Genomic DNA, 17578 nt, shown 5'->3' with positions numbered 1-17578 from the left:
CGCCTCCCGGATCCGGGAGGCGGAGCTTTTAGCGTCTGTGCACAGGTAGCGCAGTGCGGCCCAGGGGAGGGCGCCCGACTGGTGGGGCCGGTGCTAGCGGCGAGTGCCGGGCAGGTGCGCGCGCCAAGCAAGGATGACATTGATGAGGCAGACCAGAGCCAAGAAGCTACCGATGCTGAACAACGCGGTGAAACCAAGGTAAGGTGCGAGGGCGCTGAAAGCCATCGGGATGAAGAAACCGGTGTAGGAAATGGAGTAGTACACGGCGGTCAGGCCGGCGAGCTCACGCTCGCCCGCGATGCGTTGGACCTCCGACAAGCCGGCGACGAGTGCCAGGCCGTATCCTGCGCCCATGGTCGCGGCGGCGGCGATGCCGAGCGGCAGGGAGAGCGAGTGGGCGGCGAAGGCTCCGAGGATGGCGCCGACTGTGATGACGAACATGGCCAGCGCCGAGGCGCGCGCAGACTTATGGGTATCCACCAGTCGGCCCAACATCTGGACAGCGACACCGCACCCCAGGGTGATAACGGTCATCAGGCCGGAGAAAGCGATGGGGGCATCGCCTGCCGAGTCGGACAACAGCTGTGGCAGGAGCGCATAGGCCGCTCCCGCGCAACCGAATACCCACGGGGCCACAGGGACGACGACGCGTAGGAAACGCTTGTGAGCAACGGCGGGAATGTGCAGCATCTCCAGCATGTCGCGCACCCGAAGCTCCAAGATGGTGGTCTTGACGTCGCCCCGGGTGGGCTGGCGGGTCTCCGGAGTATGCAGGATCCACACGGCGGTCAGCAACGTAAGCAGCATGTGGAGGATATAAGCCGTGTGCGTCGGCCACGGACCCCACTGGGCGAGCACCGAAGCGATGCCCGCGCCGACGAGGAAGCCGGCAGTCAAACACAAGGAAGCCTTGCGGGCGCCCGCCGCCGGGTCACCGCCAGCCCTCGTGATGAGCTCCGTAATCCACGTTGAGCCCACGGCCATGACCAAGCCCAAAGCCATGCCGCATAGGACACGCCCCAGCGCGATGATGAGTGGCTCGTTGGGCGCGATGGACAGCAAGAAAGACCCCGCCAAAGACAGTGGCGCTGCGGGGAGTAACAGGGGGCGGCGGCCAAGCAGATCGGACAGTGGGCCGCCGATCAGAAGGGCGGGGATGATGCCCACGACGTAGGCGGCCAAGAGCCCGTTGACTGTCACCTGGGAAAAGTTGGAGGTCTCGCGGTACATCACCAGCAGCGGGGTGAACTCGTTTCCGCCCCACGCCACGGCGATCATGGAACCGGCGACGGGGAACCACGCGCGCGGCGACAGCGGCGTTCCGTCCGAGTGGATAGACGAACGCGAGGAGGTGGGGCTTTCGGCAGCGTCGGTGTCCAGAATGGCGTCGTGCTCGGTGGTGGGCGCCTCGACAGCAGGGTTCGAATGCGCAGAGACAGTCACAGTTGCTTCCTTGAGGAGTTGAGGTGGGAGTGGAGTTCGGTGAGGTAGGAGTCGATGTCGCCGGAGCGGAGGGCGTCGGCAAGCAAGGCGTGTTGAGCCACGAAGGCGCGTGCCTTCTCGACGCTGCGGCCAATGGCGGTGGCAGTGAAGCGTTGTTGACGCTCGCGCAGCGTGTGGCCAAGGTGCGCCAAGAGGCGGTTGCCGCCGTTGTCCATGATGGTCTGGTGGAACTTTGCGTCCAGTTGGGTGTAGGTACGCAGATCAGAGTTGTCGAGGGCGGCTTTCTGTTCCTCGATCGTGGCATCGAGGACATCAGCGATAAGGCCACGCTCTTCGGCGGGGAGATCGCATATATGGCGGGCAGAATTCTCGTCCACGAGGAGGCGGGCTTCGTAAACCTCACGGATCTCGCGGGGGCTGATGGGGACGACCAACGCGCCGCGTTTGGGGTAGAGCTTCAAAAATCCTTCTACCTCCAACCGGAGGAACGCCTCACGCACCGGGGTGCGGCTCATTCCTAGCTCGGAGGCAAGGGCGGCTTCGGAGAGCATGTCCGAGTCATCGACCTCGTCATCGATGATGCGGCGCTTGAGGTGCTCATAGGCCCTTTCTGCGGCCGGTACCTTGTCTTTTTTCATGCATACATGATGCATGCATGTGGGTCTTAGTGTCTAGTACCACACGCCAATCGTGGGGCATAGATCACTCATGCCGCGTGTGAGAGCTAGTTCTCTTTGCCTGCCGAGGGCTTCCTTGTGGATGCGAATATATGTTTTAGACTTGTAGCTATGCAGCGCTGGGTTCTTCACATCGACATGGATGCGTTCTTTGCCTCGGTGGAACAGCTCACCCGACCCACCCTGCGTGGCCGGCCGGTGTTGGTGGGAGGGACATCCGGCCGCGGGGTCGTCGCGGGTGCGTCCTACGAAGCGCGCGCTTATGGTGCGCATTCCGCCATGCCCATGTTCCGCGCGCAGCAGCTGGTGGGTTATCGAGCCGTGGTGGTGCAACCGCGCCGGGCGGTCTATTCGGCAGCCTCGCGCCGGGTGTTTGGGATTATTGCGCAGCACGCCGGGGTAATCGAACAACTATCTATCGATGAGGCCTTTATGGAGCCTGAGGCACTCGTCGGTGCCTCACCAGCCGAGGTCCGCGAGTGGGCAGAGAACCTCCGCCGCGTGATTCGAACGGAGACGGGCCTTCCCAGCTCTATTGGAGCGGGTGCGGGAAAGCAGAGCGCGAAGATCGCCTCCGGGGAAGCTAAACCGGATGGCACCTTCGTGGTCCCGCAGGAGCGCTTCGACGAGCTCATTCACCCGCTGCCGGTGGGCAAGCTCTGGGGAGCGGGCCCAGTTACGCAGCAGAAATTGGCCGCCATCGGAGTGGAGACCATCGGCCAGTTGGCGGCGATGAGCCGCAAGGAAGTCGAGATTTCACTCGGCGGCGTGGTGGGGGTGCAGCTGTGGGAGCTTGCCCAGGGAATTGATGAGCGCCCCGTCGCCCCGCGCGCGATTGCCAAACAGATCTCCACCGAATTCACCTACCCAACGGATCTGCGCACGGCAGCCGAGGTAGATGCGGCGCTGATTCGCGCAGCACACGGTGCTCATTCTCGGTTGCTCAAGGATGGGCGCGGCGCGCGCACGGTGACGGTGAAGCTGCGGATGGCGGACTTTCACATCGAGTCACGCTCAGCCACCTTGCCCTACGCCACCGATGACCTGAAGGTGCTCGAAGCCAAAGCACTGAGCTTGGCCCGCTACCCGGAGGAGCTCGGACCGATCAGGCTGGTGGGCGTGAGCTACTCAGGGCTGGAAGAGGCCCGCCAAGACGTGCTCTTTCCGGAACTGGACCGTGAGATTGTGCGCCGGGCGCCGGACACGGACTACGAAACCGGGGTCAGTGATTATCTGCCGGGGACGCCATCTGTCCCCGAGAGTGTTTCCCCGGCGGGTGGAGCTGCGGATTCCGAAGAATCGCTGAGACACCGGTGGCGCGCGACCCAAGACGTCTACCACCCCGACTTCGGCCACGGCTGGATTCAGGGCGCGGGCCACGGGGTGGTCAGCGTGCGTTTTGAAACCCGCGCTACGGGCCCGGGGTTCGTGCGCTCCTTCGCGGCTGAGGATGAAGACCTCCGCCCCGCCGACCCGCTGGACTCACTGGCGTGGGAGGACATCCCGCCGGATGAAGACGCCGACCCCGAGGACGCGGTAGAGGCCCCACCACGAGAGGACAGCTAGCCCGCGGTATAGGTCGTGGCAGGCGGGGTCGAGCTAAACATCTCGCCCACCGGGGTACCCGTGGCGAGGGCAGCGGCGAGCATGATGCGAGCTTGGCCTGCGCGGAATCCGCCGGAAGCCACCGCGCCCATTTCGCCCAAGGTGGCTCCACCGCCTGCACCGCCATAGGCCAGCTTTGTCACTCCATAGGGCGTGCGGGTGCTAATCACCACGGGCACACCCGCCTGTAGCGCGCGGGTTACGCCGGCACCCATCTTCGCGCCCATGTTGCCGGAGCCCATTGCCTCGATGACGAGGCCGGAGGTGTGGGGGAGGGAGGCGTCGACAAGCGTGGCGCCGGCCCCCGGGTAGGCCGCGATGATCTCCACTGGGTGCTCAGCCAAGGGCGCCAGGGGGAGGGGCTCTAAGGAGGTTTCTCCCACCGGCAGCTCCTCAAAGCCATTGAGCTGCGACGTGTGCCACTTGCGCGCGCCACGCCCAGGGATGGTGCGGCCGCCAAACTGCACCCACACACCCGGCTTCCCAGAACACAGAAGTTCATAAGCATCGCGCAGGTTGCGCGGTCCGTCACCATCCGGGTGGTCAAAGGCGCGCTGCGCGCCCGTGAGCACGATGGGGCCCGCACCGAGGTCGAAAAGAGACAACGCTAGGGCGGTCTCTTCCAAGGAATCGGTGCCATGCGTGATGAGTACGCCGTCGATGTCCGGGCGGGCCAGCTGGTCACGTACGCACAGCAGCAGCTCATCGAGGTCTGCCAAAGTAATCGAGCTGGAGTCCAGGGCGCGGAACTCCACCACCTCGATATCGTGAGGGCTGCCCGCAGTGCCTAGGGATGCGGCCAGCTGCTGGCCGCTGACGGTGGGGACGAGGGAGCCGTCACGGACCGTCGTGCAGGCGATGGTGCCACCGGTGGCGATGAGTGCAAAAGTCATGCCAGCAGGCTACTACAGGCGCACACCTGCGCGGGAAACCCAGGGTGAAGCTCGCGGGCGCTAGAGTAAAAGGGATGAACCACGATCCCCAACGTGAGGAGTATTTGTGAAATCCTTCAAGCTGAGCGCCGCCGTCCTGGCTTTGGGCGCCGCGACTGCCCTGTCCGCCTGCTCGTCTTCCGACGATGGCGCGGCCGAGAACAGCACCGCCGCTAAGCCCTCGGGCGAAACCTCCGCCTCGCAGGTTGTCTCCACCGAGATGCCCTCCGTGGAGGAACTCAACGAGATCTTGGCTAAGGCTGCCGACCCGAACCTGCCGCAGGAAGAGAAGGTGCAGCTGGTGCAGGGCAGCGAAACGGCGCCGGAGCTTTTCGACGTCATGTCGCAGTCCCAGGCCGAATCCGGTGCCACCTTCGAGGTTGTGGCCCCGGTCATCCCGGGCCTCGTGCCGGATTCCGCGCTCGCTACCGTCCACATCAACACCCCTGATGGCCAGCAGCAGACCGCTGACCAGGTGGAGTTCATCAACGAGGGCGGCACGTGGAAGCTGTCTAAGACCTGGGCTTGTGTCTTGGTCACCAACATCGTCCCGCCGGAAGAGGTCCCGGAGATGTGTGCGGACTCCGTGCCGGAAGGCGCTGGCGCCGAGGAAGGCGCTGAGGCGCCTGCCGACGCCCCCGCAGAAGGTGCTGAGGCTCCCGCCCAGTAAAACCAGGTTTTCATAACTTAAGCGCCCGCCACTCGCTACTTAAGCGCCCGCCACTCGCTGGATCTCATGCCAGCCAGGTGGTGGGCGCTGCCTTGTGCGGAGGCTGTCTCGCGGTGATCTCGCGCGGGAAGGTGAGGCGCGAAGCAGGCTACTCGGTGGTGAACTCCATCTCGGTGGCGCTGGTTTGCACCACGCGAAGATCAGAGCCTTCCGCACCATAAGAAATCGCGGTGGTCACGGAGACATCGCCGGCGGTGGGGAGCGGCTTGGTCAGATCAACGGTAACGGAGCCCTCCGAGGTCGACGTGTGGTCCGTAACCTTCAGCTCCTTGCCACGTAGCTCTTCGGGGGCGTCGGCGCCGTCGAAGGACAGTGCGCCCAGGGAAGGCCGCTGCTCAATCTTCACGCTGAGCTCAGCGATATCCCCGTCCAGCTTGTCCAAGGTATAGGTCGTGGTTTGCAACAGCGTGGATTCTCCAGTGACGCGCGATTCCACCACCCACGTAGCACCCGGGCCGATTTCCTCATCAGGGAAGACGATGGGCAGTGAGGTCAGGCTGGTGATGGCGCGCTCGACGGTGCTGCGGGCCTGATCGGTCGCCGCCTGCGGGGCGGCCAGGCGCAGCGAGTTCATCTGGCCCGTATCCGTGCCGCGCCATCCAAACTGGAAGCCCTCAGCGGAGGAGACATCCGCGCCGTCAGCCTCCGGCTTTCCGACGGTGACGAAGGCGTTGCGGCTTGCTGGAAGTTGGCCTTCGACATTCTCGGTGGCAGCCTCCACCGAGGCCTGCAGCGGAAGAGTGACCTTGTCCTGAGCCTCCGGTGACGGGGCCGAGCTGCCGTCCTTGCGCAGTTGCTGGTCGAAGCCCGTGGCGACCTCATACGTCAGCTCCTGCGTAGCATCGAGGTCCTTAAAAGCCAGGACCTGACCGGCGCCGTCACCTGGTTCTAGGAGGGTCACGCGCGGGGCATCGAGGGCCAGCCCCACTGGCTCCTCGACGGGCTTGGCCGGCTGGGAATAGGAACAGCCGGCGAGCGCGCCGGCGACTCCCAGGACGGTGGCGGACAGGACTGCTAGAGCTCTCACACGAAACACGCATTCCAAATTACCGGATGAGCCTGTTTAGAATGGAACGGGTGAAAGCAAGGAGTTATATCGGAGTGATGGTCGCGGTGGTGCTCGGTGTGGCTGCCGTCGACCAAGCCGTGAAGGCGCTGATGCTGTCCATCCTCACTGAAGGTGAAGCGTTGCCGGTAATCGGTGACTGGTTCCGTTTCTACCTTCTGTTTAACCCCGGCGCCGCCTTCTCTATGGGCGGGGAGGGATCGACGTGGCTGTTTACCACGATCCAATTGGCCTTCATCATTGGTGTGGCCATCGCTGCCCCGCGCATTCACGATAAGTGGCAGGCGATAGGTCTGGCGATGATCGCCGGAGGCGCCCTGGGTAACTTCATCGACCGCCTCGTGCGTGAACCAGGGTTTTGGTTTGGGCACGTGGTGGATTACATCTCCGTGGGCAGCTTCGCGGTTTTCAACATTGCGGATGCCGCCATTACCTGTGGCGTCGTGGTCTTCATTGGCGCGATGTTCTGGGCTGAGATGAAAGAAAAGCCACAAGAGCAGGAAGCGGGGGATGCCTGATGCGCGAAAGTCGTAGGTTGCCGGTGCCCGAGGGCTTAGAAGGCATGCGCGCGGATGCCGCCCTGGCCAAGCTCTTGGGTATTTCGCGGGCCCGGGTGGCCCAGTTGTGCGCGGCGGGAGACGTGGAAATCGATGGTGCCGCCGTGGGCAAGTCCGAGCGCTTAAGTGCTGGCGGCTGGATCGATGTCATGATGCCAGCGCCGGAGGAACCGCTCATCCCCAAAGAAGAGCTGGTGGAGGGCATGGATGTTCTCTACGCGGACGAGGACATCATCTGCGTGTGCAAGCCCGTGGGTGTGGCTGCGCACCCCACGTTGGGTTGGGATGGGCCCACCGTCATCGGCGGGCTGCGGGCAGCAGGCTATGCGCTTGCCGACGCCGGCCCTACCGAACGCAAGGGTATTGTCCACCGTCTCGACGTGGGGACCTCAGGCGTCATGGTGGTGGCCGCCAGCGAGCGCGCCTACTCCCAACTCAAGAACGCCTTCCGCGAGCGCACCGTGCAGAAGACCTATCACGCCGTGGTGCAGGGCCTGCCGGATCCCATCGTGGGGACCATTGATGCACCCATTGGCCGTCATCCTTCGGCGGGCTGGAAATTTGGGGTCGTCGATGACGGCAAACCGGCCGTGACACATTACAAGCTGTTGGAGGCCTTCCGCGAGGCTAGCCTCCTCGAGGTTCATTTGGAGACCGGCCGAACCCACCAGATCCGTGTCCACATGTCCGCCACCGGGCATCCCTGTGTCGGCGATCCGATGTATGGCTGTGACCCGAACCTGGCCAAGCGTGTGGGGCTTAACCGCCAGTGGCTGCATGCGGTAGAGCTCGGATTTACTCACCCGGGTACTGGCAAGTGGTTTGAATGCACCGCACCTTATCCCGAGGACGTGAAGCACGCCGTGGAGGTTTTGCGCGGATGAGCCCGCAGCGGAGCACGCGCCAGCGCATCTATCGGCGCCGCCGGGCCGCGGCGCTGGTGCTGTTGGCCGTGCTCGCCTTGGCAGTGGTGGTCGCCTTCGGGCTCTTCGGAACGCAGCCAAGCACGGCGGTGCAGGGAGACCAGCTTGGCCCTGATGGCTCGGAGAGCGCGGCCGATTATCGGGAGCGCGCGGAAACCTCGTTAGCGCACGCAACCGATCCGGCCTACGCGCTGGTGGGCTTTCGGGAGCCGCTGAGTCCCCAGGACGTGAGCGATGCTCTGCAGCCCGTCGCGCGCATGGACGCCATCGTGATTGGGCTGGCCGCGCCCATCGCGGTCCCCGAGCCTGTCGCCGGCGCCACGCGCGCCGACGTTATCGATACCGTCTTGGCCCGCGTGGCCGACCATGCCCGTGACATGGCGGAGGATGCACCAGCGAAGGTCGATGCCGTCGTGGTCTATTCCGGGGGGAGTCAACTGCGCGCCCTCGCTAACGATCCGCGGGTCGATACCGTGGAGGTCGCGCCCGCTGACGCCGCATGGGGCTCCTTCGGCGTGCGCCCGCCCGCCAACGTCGGACAGAATGAGAACCGCTAGAACAGCCGAGGAGAAGACATGCGCCTGTTTCCCAACACCACCGAGTGGCCGCCGAACTACCGCTTTGCCTACCTCTTGATGTGGGCGGGCGCGTTCATCGCCTCTGGGGCCGCCATCGCGCAAGGAATCTGGGGAGCGGACAAGCTCACCTTCGGCATTCTCATCGTGGTGGCCATCTACTGCATCGCCATGGCCATCCTCATGCCGCGGTGGGCGCTCAACGCGCGCGAGGAATCCGCCCGGCGCGCCCAGGCTCGTCAAGCGCGCGAAGAGCTGAAGCGCCGTTAGCCCTCTGCGGTGGGTGATGCGTCGGCGGGGTGGAGGCGGGCGCGGCGTCGAGAAGCGCGGCCCATGCGCACCAAGTCCGCCAGGTAGATGATCACCGCCACCCAGATGATGGCAAAACCGATCCAGCGCTCAGTGGACATGTGCTCCTGGGTGACGAACAGTGCCCACAGCATCTGCATGATGGGGGTCATGTACTGCAGCATGCCGAGCGTAGACAGGCGCAGGTGCTTAGCGCCCTGGGCGAAACACAACAGCGGCAGAGCGGTGACGAGGCCGGAGGTAATCAGCAGTGCGATGTGCCCGGGGCCTTCGGTAGTGAAGGTGGATTCTCCCTGTGCCTGGAGGTAGCCCAGGTAGACCAGCGCGAAGGGGAGCATGACCAAGGTTTCCGCGGCCACTGAGCCCATCGAGGAGACCGTGATGCGTTTCTTCAGCAGGCCATAGATTCCGAAGCTGAAAGCCAAGGCCAGCGAATAATAGGGGGCCTGGCCCGTCATAAAGGTCAGCCACAACACCGCGATGAAGGCGATGCTGACCGACGCCACCTGCGCCTTCGTCAGCTTCTCCTTGAGGAAGATAATGCCGAGGGCCACGGAGACGAGCGGGTTAATGAAATAGCCCAGTGCGGCATCGGCCACGTGATCGCTGTTGATGGCGATGACATAGGTACCCCAGTTGATGGTGATGGCCACGCCGCAGGCAAACATCCACCCCCAGGTGCGCAAGCTGAACGCTTTCAGCTCGCGCCAGCCACCAGTCACCAGCAGCATTGCGGTGACGAGAACCGCAGTCCACACGATGCGGTGGGCCAAGATCTCAAACGGGCTGGCGGGGCGCAGCAGCGGGAAGAACGCTGGGAAGAAGCCCCACATGAGATAGGCGGCAATAGTGTAGAACATTTAAGAAAATGTACCTTAACGAGGACCTACGGGCGAAGTTTGACGGCCCCGCTAAGATGAGCCGCATGGCCAAAAACTCCTCCTTCGTCCATCTGCACAACCACACCGAATTCTCCATGCTGGATGGCATGGCCAAGGTGGACATGTTGGCGGATGAGGTTCTCCGCCAAGGCATGCCGGCAGTCGGTATGACCGACCACGGCAACATGTATGGATCCAATGCCTTCTATCAAAGGATGACCAGCGCTGGTATTAAACCCATCATCGGCATCGAGGCCTACCTGGCTCCTGAGTCACGTTTCAACAAGAAGCGCGTGCTGTGGGGAACCCCGGACCAGAAGCGCGATGACGTTTCCGCCTCCGGTGCTTACCTGCACCAGACCATGCTGGCGGAGAATGAAACCGGGCTGCGCAACCTGTTCAAGCTTTCCTCCTTGGCTTCCTACGAGGGCCAGTTGGGTAAGTGGCCGCGCATGGACGCGGAGCTTATTGCCGAGCACGCCGAAGGCATCATCGCGACCACCGGCTGCCCCTCCGGCGACGTGCAGACCCGCCTGCGCTTGGGCCAGTTCAACGAGGCTCTCGAGGCTGCCGCGATGTGGCAGGACATCTACGGCAAGGACAACTTCTTCCTGGAGCTCATGGACCATGGGCTGGACATCGAGAAGCGCACGCGCGACGGCCTGCTGGAGATCGGCCGCAAGCTGGACTTGCCGCCGTTGGTGACCAATGACTGCCACTACGTGCTGGAGTCCCAAGCCCCGGCGCACGAGGCCATGCTGTGCGTGCAGACCGGTAAGACGTTCATGGACCCGGATCGCTTCAAGTTCGACGGCACCGGCTACTACATCAAGTCCGCCGCGCAGATGCGCGAACTGTGGGATCACATGGTGCCGGAGGCCTGCGATAACACCCTGTGGATTGCGGAGCGCGTGCAGGACTACGGTGCGATTTGGGAGGAGCACACCCACGATCGCATGCCGATTGCCGACGTCCCCGAGGGCCACACCCCAACCTCCTGGCTGACCCACGAGGTGATGGAAGGACTGAAGGATCGCTTCAACGGTGGGGATGTGCCGCAGGAGTACATCGATCGCGCTGAGTACGAGATCAGCGTCATCGACATGAAGGGCTACCCCTCTTACTTCCTCATCGTGGCCGAGCTCATCAAACACGCGCGGTCCATCGGCATTCGCGTCGGTCCGGGTCGTGGTTCGGCGGCCGGTGCACTCGTGGCCTACGCGCTGACCATTACCAACATTGACCCCATCGAGCACGGCCTGCTCTTTGAGCGATTCTTGAACCCGGAGCGTCCGTCCGCACCGGATATCGATATCGACTTCGATGATCGCCGCCGCGGCGAGATGATTACTTACGCCGCCGAGCGGTGGGGCGAGGACAAGGTTGCCCAGGTGATTACCTTCGGCACCGTGAAGACCAAGCAGGCCATTAAGGACTCCGCTAAGGTGCACTTTGGCCAGCCGGGCTTCCAGATGGCGGACCGCATTAACGGTGCGCTGCCGCCTGCCATCATGGCCAAGGACATCCCGCTCGCCGGCATCATGGACCCCGAGCACGAGCGCTACTCGGAGGCGACCGAGGTCCGGCAGATGATTGAGACTGACCCGGACGTCAAGAAGATCTACGAGACCGCTCGCGGCCTCGAGGGCGTGGTCCGTCAGGCCGGCGTGCATGCCTGCGCGGTCATTATGGCCTCGGTCCGGCTTATGGACCACATCCCGATGTGGAAGCGCCCAGCCGACGGCGCCTACATCACCGGCTGGGACTACCCGGCCTGTGAGGCCATCGGCCTGCTGAAGATGGACTTCCTGGGTCTGCGCAACCTCACCGTGATTGGTGACTGCCTGGAAAACATCAAGAAGAACCGCGGCGAGGAAGTCCACCTAGAGGACCTCCATGCCGACGACCCGAATGCCTCAAAGGTCTATGACCTGCTCTCGCGCGGCGATACCCTGGGCGTGTTCCAGCTCGACTCGGGCGGCATGCAGGAGCTGCTCAAGCGTATGAAGCCGACGGGCTTTAAGGACATCGTGGCGTCGCTGGCGCTCTACCGTCCGGGCCCGATGGGTGTGAACGCCCACTGGGATTACGCGGACCGCAAGAACGGCCGCAAGGAAATTACCCCAATTCACCCCGAGCTGGAGGAGCCGCTCAAGGAGATCCTCGATGAGACCTACGGTCTTATCGTGTACCAGGAGCAGATCATGCGTATCTCGCAGAAGGTGGCTAACTACACCGCCGGCGAGGCAGATGGCTTCCGTAAGGCCATGGGTAAGAAGAAGCCGGAAGTCCTGGCCCAGCAGTATGACAAATTCTGGGGCGGCATGAAGGACAATGGCTACTCCAAGGAAGCCATGGACGCTCTGTGGGGCACCATTGAGCCCTTCGCCTCCTACGCGTTTAACAAGTCCCACGCCGCCGGTTACGGGTTGGTGTCCTTCTGGACGGCTTACCTGAAGGCCTATTACGCGCCGGAGTACATGGCCGCGCTGCTGACCTCGGTGGGTGACAAGAAGGATAAGTCCGCTATCTACCTGGCCGACTGTCGCCACCTGGGCATCCGCGTGCTCTCCCCGGACGTCAATGAGTCCCAAGAAACCTTCCAGGCCGTGGGCGAGGATATCCGCTTCGGCATGGGCGCTATCCGCAACGTCGGTGGGGAAGTGGTGGATTCCATCGTGAAGACCCGCCGGGAGAAAGGCGCTTTCACGTCCTTCTCCGATTACCTGGAGAAGATCGAGCTGGCTGCCTGTTCGAAGCGCGTGACCGAATCCCTCATCAAGGCCGGCGCCTTCGATTCCCTGGAACACCCGCGCAAGGGCCTCATGCTCATCCACGAGGATGCCGTGGATTCGGTGCAGACTACCAAAAAAGCAGCCGACAAGGGCCAATTTGACCTCTTCGCTGGCTTTGGCGGTGGTGATGAACAGGGCGACTCTGTCTCCGCCTTCGCCATCGATATCCCAGATGAGAACTGGGATCGAAAGCACGAGCTGGCCTTGGAGAGGGAGATGCTCGGCCTGTACGTGTCCGGCCACCCGCTCGATGGCTTCGAGGAAGCCCTCAACGCGCAGACCGACACCCCGATTACCAAGATCCTCAACGGTGAAGTCGGCAACGGGCAGGAGCTGGTGATCGGCGGCATTATCTCGGGCGTCGACAGGCGCTTTTCCAAGCGCGATGGCTCGCCCTGGGCCATCGTCAGCATCGAGGACCATAACGGCGCCCAGGTGGATATCCTCGTGTTCAACCAGGTGTACTCGCTGGTGGCCCCGCAGATTGCGGAAGACAATATCATCCTGGCCAAGGTTCAGGTGAAGATTCGCGATGAGCGCATGTCCTTGTTCTGCTCCGATATCCGCGTTCCCGATTTGGGGCCGGGCAACGGTGCTGGCCTGCCGCTGCGACTGACCATGCGCACGGATCAGTGCACGATGGACAACATTGCGCGGCTCAAGCAGGTCTTGGTCAACAACAAGGGTGAGTCCGACGTGTACCTCACGCTTGTCGACGGCGAAGAGTCCACCATGATGGTCCTCGGCGAACATCTGCGTGTGGAGCGCTCCAGCAACCTCATGGGTGATCTCAAGGCGACGATGGGCGCCGGCATCCTTGGGTGAGCCCACGTGTTGGGGCCGCGTGCTGAATAAAAGTACAGAATGAAGCGGGCCGTGCTTCGTACGTGGGTTACGCTAGACAGCACAGTCTAGTTGAAAGGGAATGTACCTCCTATGGTCAATAAGATCCGCACCACCCACGTCGGCTCACTGCCACGCACCAAGGAGCTGCTGGAGGCTAACCTCGAGCGTTCTGCCGGCACCATCTCCGATGAGAAGTTCCACGAGATTCTTCAGCGCTCGGTCGCTGACGTGGTCAAGCGCCAGGTTGATCTCGGCATCGACATCATCAACGAGGGCGAGTACGGCCACATCACCTCCGGCGCTGTGGACTATGGCGCTTGGTGGAACTACTCCTTTACCCGCCTGGGTGGTTTGACCATGACGGACAAGGACCGCTGGGAAATCGGTGACAAGATCCGCTCCGAGCCGGGCAAGATTCGCCTTTCCTCGATGAAGGATCGCCGCGACCGCGCACTGTTCGCCGAGGCTTACAACGATCCGGATTCGGGTATCTTTACCGGCCGCAAGAAGGTAGCTAACCCGGAGTTCACCGGCCCGGTTACCTACATCGGCCAGGAGCAGGTCGAAGCAGACGTAAAGCTGCTTGCCGACGCCCTCCCCGAGGGCACCGAAGGCTTCGTCGCCGCCCTGTCTCCGGGTGCTGCGGCGCGTCTGCCCAACAAGTACTACGAGGATGAAACCGACCTTGTTCGCGCCTGCGGTGAGGCGCTCAAGGTGGAGTACAAGGCCATCACTGATGCCGGCCTGACCGTGCAGTTCGATGCCCCGGATCTGGCCGAAGCTTGGGACTCGGTGGTCCCGGAGCCGACCGTAGAGGACTTCCAGGCATTCCTGCGCGAGCGCATCGACATCCTCAATGAGTCCATCAAGGACATCCCGCGCGAGCAGACCCGTCTGCACATCTGCTGGGGTTCCTGGCACGGCCCGCACGTGACGGATATTCCGTTCGCGGACATCATTGAAGAGATCCTGCAGGCCAAGGTCGGCGGCTTCTCCTTTGAGGGCGCCTCGCCGCGCCACGCGCACGAGTGGCGTGTGTGGCAGGACCACAAACTGCCGGAGGGCACTGTCATCTACCCGGGCGTGATTTCGCACTCCACGAACGCCGTGGAGCACCCGCGCCTGGTGGCGGATCGCATCATCCGTTTCGCCGAGCTGGTGGGCCCCGAGAACGTCATCGCGTCGACGGACTGCGGCCTCGGCGGGCGCCTGCATCACCAGATCGCGTGGGCAAAGCTGGAGTCCCTCGTCGAAGGCGCACAGATCGCCACGGAGGAACTGTTCTAACCCGTCGCCGGGGCTGGGGCGCGCAAATGCTCTAGCGCGCGGTCCCGTCCGAGGGCGAAATAAATAGGCGCGAACCACACTTGGTTCGCGCCTTTGAGATCGTGCGGTAGGAACTATTCCTCAGCCGCGTCGGCCTCTTCCTTCTTCTTGGTGTTATCCCAGTAGAAACCGTGGCTCTTGAGGAAGGCACGCAGGTCGTTGAGGACAGCCGGGTTGGACTGCGCGACCGCGGCCAGCAGGTTGATGCCGACGGAGAGTAACGCAGCCGCGCCACCGATCCACGCAAAGACCTCCTCGGCCGTGTCATTGGGCCGTGCAGACTGTACCCAGTCCGGCATCTCGTCCCACTCCTTCTCCAGCTCAGCGTCCTTTTCTTCCTGGACGCAGTCCGGCACTTCCGGCATACCGGAGGAACCATAACCGTTAAGGATGCCGAGTCCGAGCTCCTTCGGCCCCATGAAGGACGAGCCCGCAGTGTCATCGGCCACCGCGTTTTCGTGCTCCTCGCGCGCCTTGCGCACCGCATCCGCGCACTCCTCGGAGAGGCCGGAGGTATTGGTGTGACCGATGTTCATCGAGCTTCCGCCAGTGGAGCTCTGACCGTTCTGTCCGCTCTGGCTCTGCGCGGCGGGCTGAGCGCTACCAGAAGCGTCGTCGGCTGCAGCCAGCGGAGTTACCAGGGCCATGGTCGTGGTGCACACTGCGATCAGGGAGGTTGAAAGGCGCATAATCAGAGGGTTCTCCTTGGGAAGGGATGCGAGGGGATGAGAAAAAGGGGGAGGGCTTGGTGCAAGCCCATTTCAATGTAGCAGCCCTCCCCAGGAGCGCGGTAGGGGCTAGAGGAACTTCTCCAGCTGCTCGCGCAGCAGTGCAGGGGCCAGGCTGAGAACCGTTTCACGGATACCCGGGGCACGCAGCAGGCCTACGGCAGCGGCTAGGGCGGCGATGGCACCGATGACAGAACCAGCGATGAGGGCCGCGGTGGACGGGCGGGAGCTCTGGCCGTCCTTGTTCTGGTCGTCCTGGTCCTGCGAGTCATCGCCAGGGTTCTCATCCGGATTCTCGTCCGGCTTCTCCTCGTCGTCCTTGTCGCCGGCGAGGAGATCCTTCACGGAGTAGACGGTCGTGGTTCCGGATACCTCGTTGCCGACGATGAGCAGGTACTCGCCGTTAGGGGAGTCCGCCTTGTCGACGAAGGCAAAGCCCTCCGGGCCTAGGTCGCCGGCAGCGGCAAACTCGTCGGTGGAGAAGTCGCGGTTGTTGACGTAGGTAACGAAGGAAGAGTTGGCAGGGTCGGTGACGTCGTAGACAAAGATGCCGCCGACGCGCTCCGCGCCGATGAAGGCGTAGGTGCGGTCTCCCACGGTGCCGATAGTGAGAGCCTCGGGCTCGGGGCCCTTGTTGTCGGAGCGGTCATCAAACTCGGCGCTCTCATTATCGGCGTTGTGGTGGAACACGCCCGGCTCGTTGAGCTCGGCGGTGATCTTTTCGAACTCGGCACCGGAGTCGAAGACAACGTTGCCCTCCGCGTCGTAGATGCTAAAGGAACGGGAGCCGTAAGCATAAAGCTCGTCGAAGCAGCCCTTCTCTTCGTTCCAGCCAGAGGCGTTGCTCAGCTTCAGGTTGCCGGCTTCCTTCTTGTCGGCGAGCTTGTCCAGGTCGACGTCGCCAAGCGCGCCCTCGCACACCTTGCCATCCTCGACCACGTCCTTGAGCTCCACCTCATCGGTGTAAACGCCGGAACCGCCGTCCTTCTCCTCCATGCCCCATTCGCGGGCGTCGCCCTCGTTCGCGGTGGCGAAGTAGGTCTGGCCGCCAGCGGTGAAGGCACCGATGGAATCGGGCATGGACAGACCCTTAACCGGGATGGTGCGCAGCTCCGCCTTGTCATCCTTGTTCGAGGGGTCCAGCGGGACTGTCGAGTGATCCGCAATGTGTGCAGGCAGAATCTTTTCCACGGTGGCGGACTCGATGTCAATGACACCGATGGCGTTGGCCTCCTGCAGCGTTACAAAGGCCTTGCCGTCCTGGGAGGTGATGTACTCCGGCTCGAAGTCGATTGAGGGCTTGGAATCGTGGCCGGAGGGGCCGAAGACGCGCACGCCCTCCGGCAAAGGCTGACCGTCGAAGGCAGTGAAGTCGGCGATACGGGCATCCGTTTGGGTTGGAGCCTCAACACCCTCTGGCAGCTTAATGACGGAGACGGAACCTTCCGGGTCCGTGACGTAATCGGTGCCCTCGGCGTTGAGCTCGTTCGAGGGCTCGCCCTCATTGGCGAGGAGAGCGTAGCCACCATCGGCGGTGATGTGGACGTTATCCGGCAAAGCGCCCACCATCACGCGCCCTAATTCGGCGGTCGTCAGGTCTTCGGCTGCGGCGTTGAAGAACAGTGCTTCGCCCTCCTCGGTCTTGTCCGCTTGCTGGACGGCGGCCACAGCCAGGCCATCGGGGCGCACGGCCACGGAGTTGATTTCCTTGCCCTCGCCAGCAGAAATGGAACCGATGAGCGTGAGCTTGGTCGGATCCGAAGCATCGAGGACATCAATCTGGCCCGCATGCGCGTTGACGGTGAGAATGCGCTTGGAGGCCGGGTGGAAGGCCACGATCTCTGCGGCGGACTCTTCGTAGATCCCAGACTCATAGGTGCCAATCGGGGTGACCTTGAGGTTAGCGTCGGCAGCAGAGTGCTCGATGACATTCTCTACGATCGCAGCCGAGGAAGTCGGTACAGCCAGGCTAAGGCACGTGGCGGTCGCAGCGCACAGGGTGAGGGAGCGGCGGGAGATAGAACGAGACATGCAGAAAGACTCCTTGTTGCGAGACGAAAAGATTCCGCACCACCGTACGTTTGCCCCTAGTGCTTTTGGGGAACAGTAAGTTGCGGCCAAACGAGATCTGGGTAAACGTTCGGTGAACCGGTCGAATGCTAGGTAATGTGCGACGCGTGGAGGG

The 17578-nt window shown here is 63.1% G+C and carries 15 protein-coding genes; 8 read left to right on the top strand and 7 right to left on the bottom strand.

The window, feature by feature from the left end; translation table 11 throughout:
* Nucleotides 1–93: 93 nt before the first annotated feature.
* Nucleotides 94–1443: an MFS transporter gene (locus HMPREF3009_RS11790; RefSeq protein WP_049155277.1), complete on the bottom strand. Its 1350-nt coding sequence runs from the start codon at nucleotides 1441–1443 to the stop codon at nucleotides 94–96.
* On the bottom strand, nucleotides 1440–2081 hold the full coding sequence (locus tag HMPREF3009_RS11785) for a GntR family transcriptional regulator (RefSeq protein WP_070682117.1): 642 nt from the start codon (nucleotides 2079–2081) through the stop codon (nucleotides 1440–1442). The genes HMPREF3009_RS11790 and HMPREF3009_RS11785 overlap by 4 nt, the downstream gene beginning before the upstream one ends.
* Nucleotides 2082–2231: 150 nt before the next feature.
* Between HMPREF3009_RS11785 and HMPREF3009_RS11780 the strand changes: the two genes are divergently transcribed.
* Complete coding sequence (locus tag HMPREF3009_RS11780; protein WP_049155282.1) at nucleotides 2232–3686, top strand: DNA polymerase IV; 1455 nt, start codon at nucleotides 2232–2234, stop codon at nucleotides 3684–3686.
* Here HMPREF3009_RS11780 and HMPREF3009_RS11775 read toward each other — a convergent pair.
* Nucleotides 3683–4618, bottom strand: a complete 936-nt coding sequence (locus HMPREF3009_RS11775; protein ID WP_070682114.1) for an asparaginase — start codon at nucleotides 4616–4618, stop codon at nucleotides 3683–3685. The genes HMPREF3009_RS11780 and HMPREF3009_RS11775 overlap by 4 nt on opposite strands.
* A gap of 106 nt (nucleotides 4619–4724) precedes the next feature.
* Here HMPREF3009_RS11775 and HMPREF3009_RS11770 point away from each other — a divergent pair, with 106 nt between their 5' ends.
* On the top strand, nucleotides 4725–5327 hold the full coding sequence (locus HMPREF3009_RS11770; protein WP_046647983.1) for a WKL family lipoprotein: 603 nt from the start codon (nucleotides 4725–4727) through the stop codon (nucleotides 5325–5327).
* A gap of 148 nt (nucleotides 5328–5475) precedes the next feature.
* Here HMPREF3009_RS11770 and HMPREF3009_RS11765 read toward each other — a convergent pair whose 3' ends face one another.
* Nucleotides 5476–6423, bottom strand: a complete 948-nt coding sequence (locus tag HMPREF3009_RS11765) for a DUF6263 family protein (RefSeq protein WP_070682111.1) — start codon at nucleotides 6421–6423, stop codon at nucleotides 5476–5478.
* Nucleotides 6424–6455: 32 nt separating this feature from the next.
* On the opposite strand from HMPREF3009_RS11765, the gene lspA reads away from it, so the two are divergent.
* From lspA to HMPREF3009_RS11745, 4 genes are read left to right on the top strand one after another with little or no spacing between them, the layout of a single operon-like run.
* Nucleotides 6456–6971 (top strand): signal peptidase II, encoded by a 516-nt coding sequence (gene lspA / locus HMPREF3009_RS11760; RefSeq protein ID WP_070682109.1) that lies wholly within the window; start codon nucleotides 6456–6458, stop codon nucleotides 6969–6971.
* The gene (locus HMPREF3009_RS11755) at nucleotides 6971–7894 is read left to right on the top strand and encodes an RluA family pseudouridine synthase (protein WP_070682106.1); all 924 of its coding nucleotides are present in this window, start codon (nucleotides 6971–6973) and stop codon (nucleotides 7892–7894) included. The genes lspA and HMPREF3009_RS11755 overlap by 1 nt, the downstream gene beginning before the upstream one ends.
* On the top strand, nucleotides 7891–8490 hold the full coding sequence (locus HMPREF3009_RS11750) for a hypothetical protein (protein ID WP_070682103.1): 600 nt from the start codon (nucleotides 7891–7893) through the stop codon (nucleotides 8488–8490). The genes HMPREF3009_RS11755 and HMPREF3009_RS11750 overlap by 4 nt, the downstream gene beginning before the upstream one ends.
* Nucleotides 8491–8508: 18 nt before the next feature.
* Nucleotides 8509–8778: a hypothetical protein gene (locus tag HMPREF3009_RS11745; RefSeq protein WP_049155293.1), complete on the top strand. Its 270-nt coding sequence runs from the start codon at nucleotides 8509–8511 to the stop codon at nucleotides 8776–8778.
* Here the strand turns inward: HMPREF3009_RS11745 and rarD are convergent.
* Complete coding sequence (gene rarD, locus HMPREF3009_RS11740) at nucleotides 8775–9677, bottom strand: EamA family transporter RarD (RefSeq protein ID WP_070546813.1); 903 nt, start codon at nucleotides 9675–9677, stop codon at nucleotides 8775–8777. The genes HMPREF3009_RS11745 and rarD overlap by 4 nt on opposite strands.
* A gap of 65 nt (nucleotides 9678–9742) precedes the next feature.
* Here rarD and dnaE point away from each other — a divergent pair, with 65 nt between their 5' ends.
* Both dnaE and HMPREF3009_RS11730 read left to right on the top strand, forming a co-directional pair.
* A complete protein-coding gene (gene dnaE / locus HMPREF3009_RS11735) occupies nucleotides 9743–13318 on the top strand; it encodes a DNA polymerase III subunit alpha (RefSeq protein WP_070546904.1) in 3576 nt (1191 codons plus the stop codon).
* A gap of 111 nt (nucleotides 13319–13429) precedes the next feature.
* On the top strand, nucleotides 13430–14626 hold the full coding sequence (locus HMPREF3009_RS11730) for a cobalamin-independent methionine synthase II family protein (protein WP_049155297.1): 1197 nt from the start codon (nucleotides 13430–13432) through the stop codon (nucleotides 14624–14626).
* 113 nt (nucleotides 14627–14739) lie between these two features.
* Here HMPREF3009_RS11730 and HMPREF3009_RS11725 read toward each other — a convergent pair whose 3' ends face one another.
* Together HMPREF3009_RS11725 and HMPREF3009_RS11720 are read right to left on the bottom strand one after the other, a co-directional pair.
* On the bottom strand, nucleotides 14740–15354 hold the full coding sequence (locus HMPREF3009_RS11725) for a hypothetical protein (protein ID WP_070682100.1): 615 nt from the start codon (nucleotides 15352–15354) through the stop codon (nucleotides 14740–14742).
* Nucleotides 15355–15462: 108 nt separating this feature from the next.
* Nucleotides 15463–17424 (bottom strand): choice-of-anchor I family protein, encoded by a 1962-nt coding sequence (locus HMPREF3009_RS11720; RefSeq protein ID WP_070682098.1) that lies wholly within the window; start codon nucleotides 17422–17424, stop codon nucleotides 15463–15465.
* Nucleotides 17425–17578 lie beyond the last annotated feature (154 nt).

It is taken from the genome of Corynebacterium sp. HMSC034H07, from assembly GCF_001815175.1.
GTDB classification, from domain to species: Bacteria; Actinomycetota; Actinomycetes; order Mycobacteriales; family Mycobacteriaceae; genus Corynebacterium; species Corynebacterium hiratae.
Note: the sequence above shows the minus strand (reverse complement) of the source record. Positions and strands in the feature narration are given on the sequence as shown.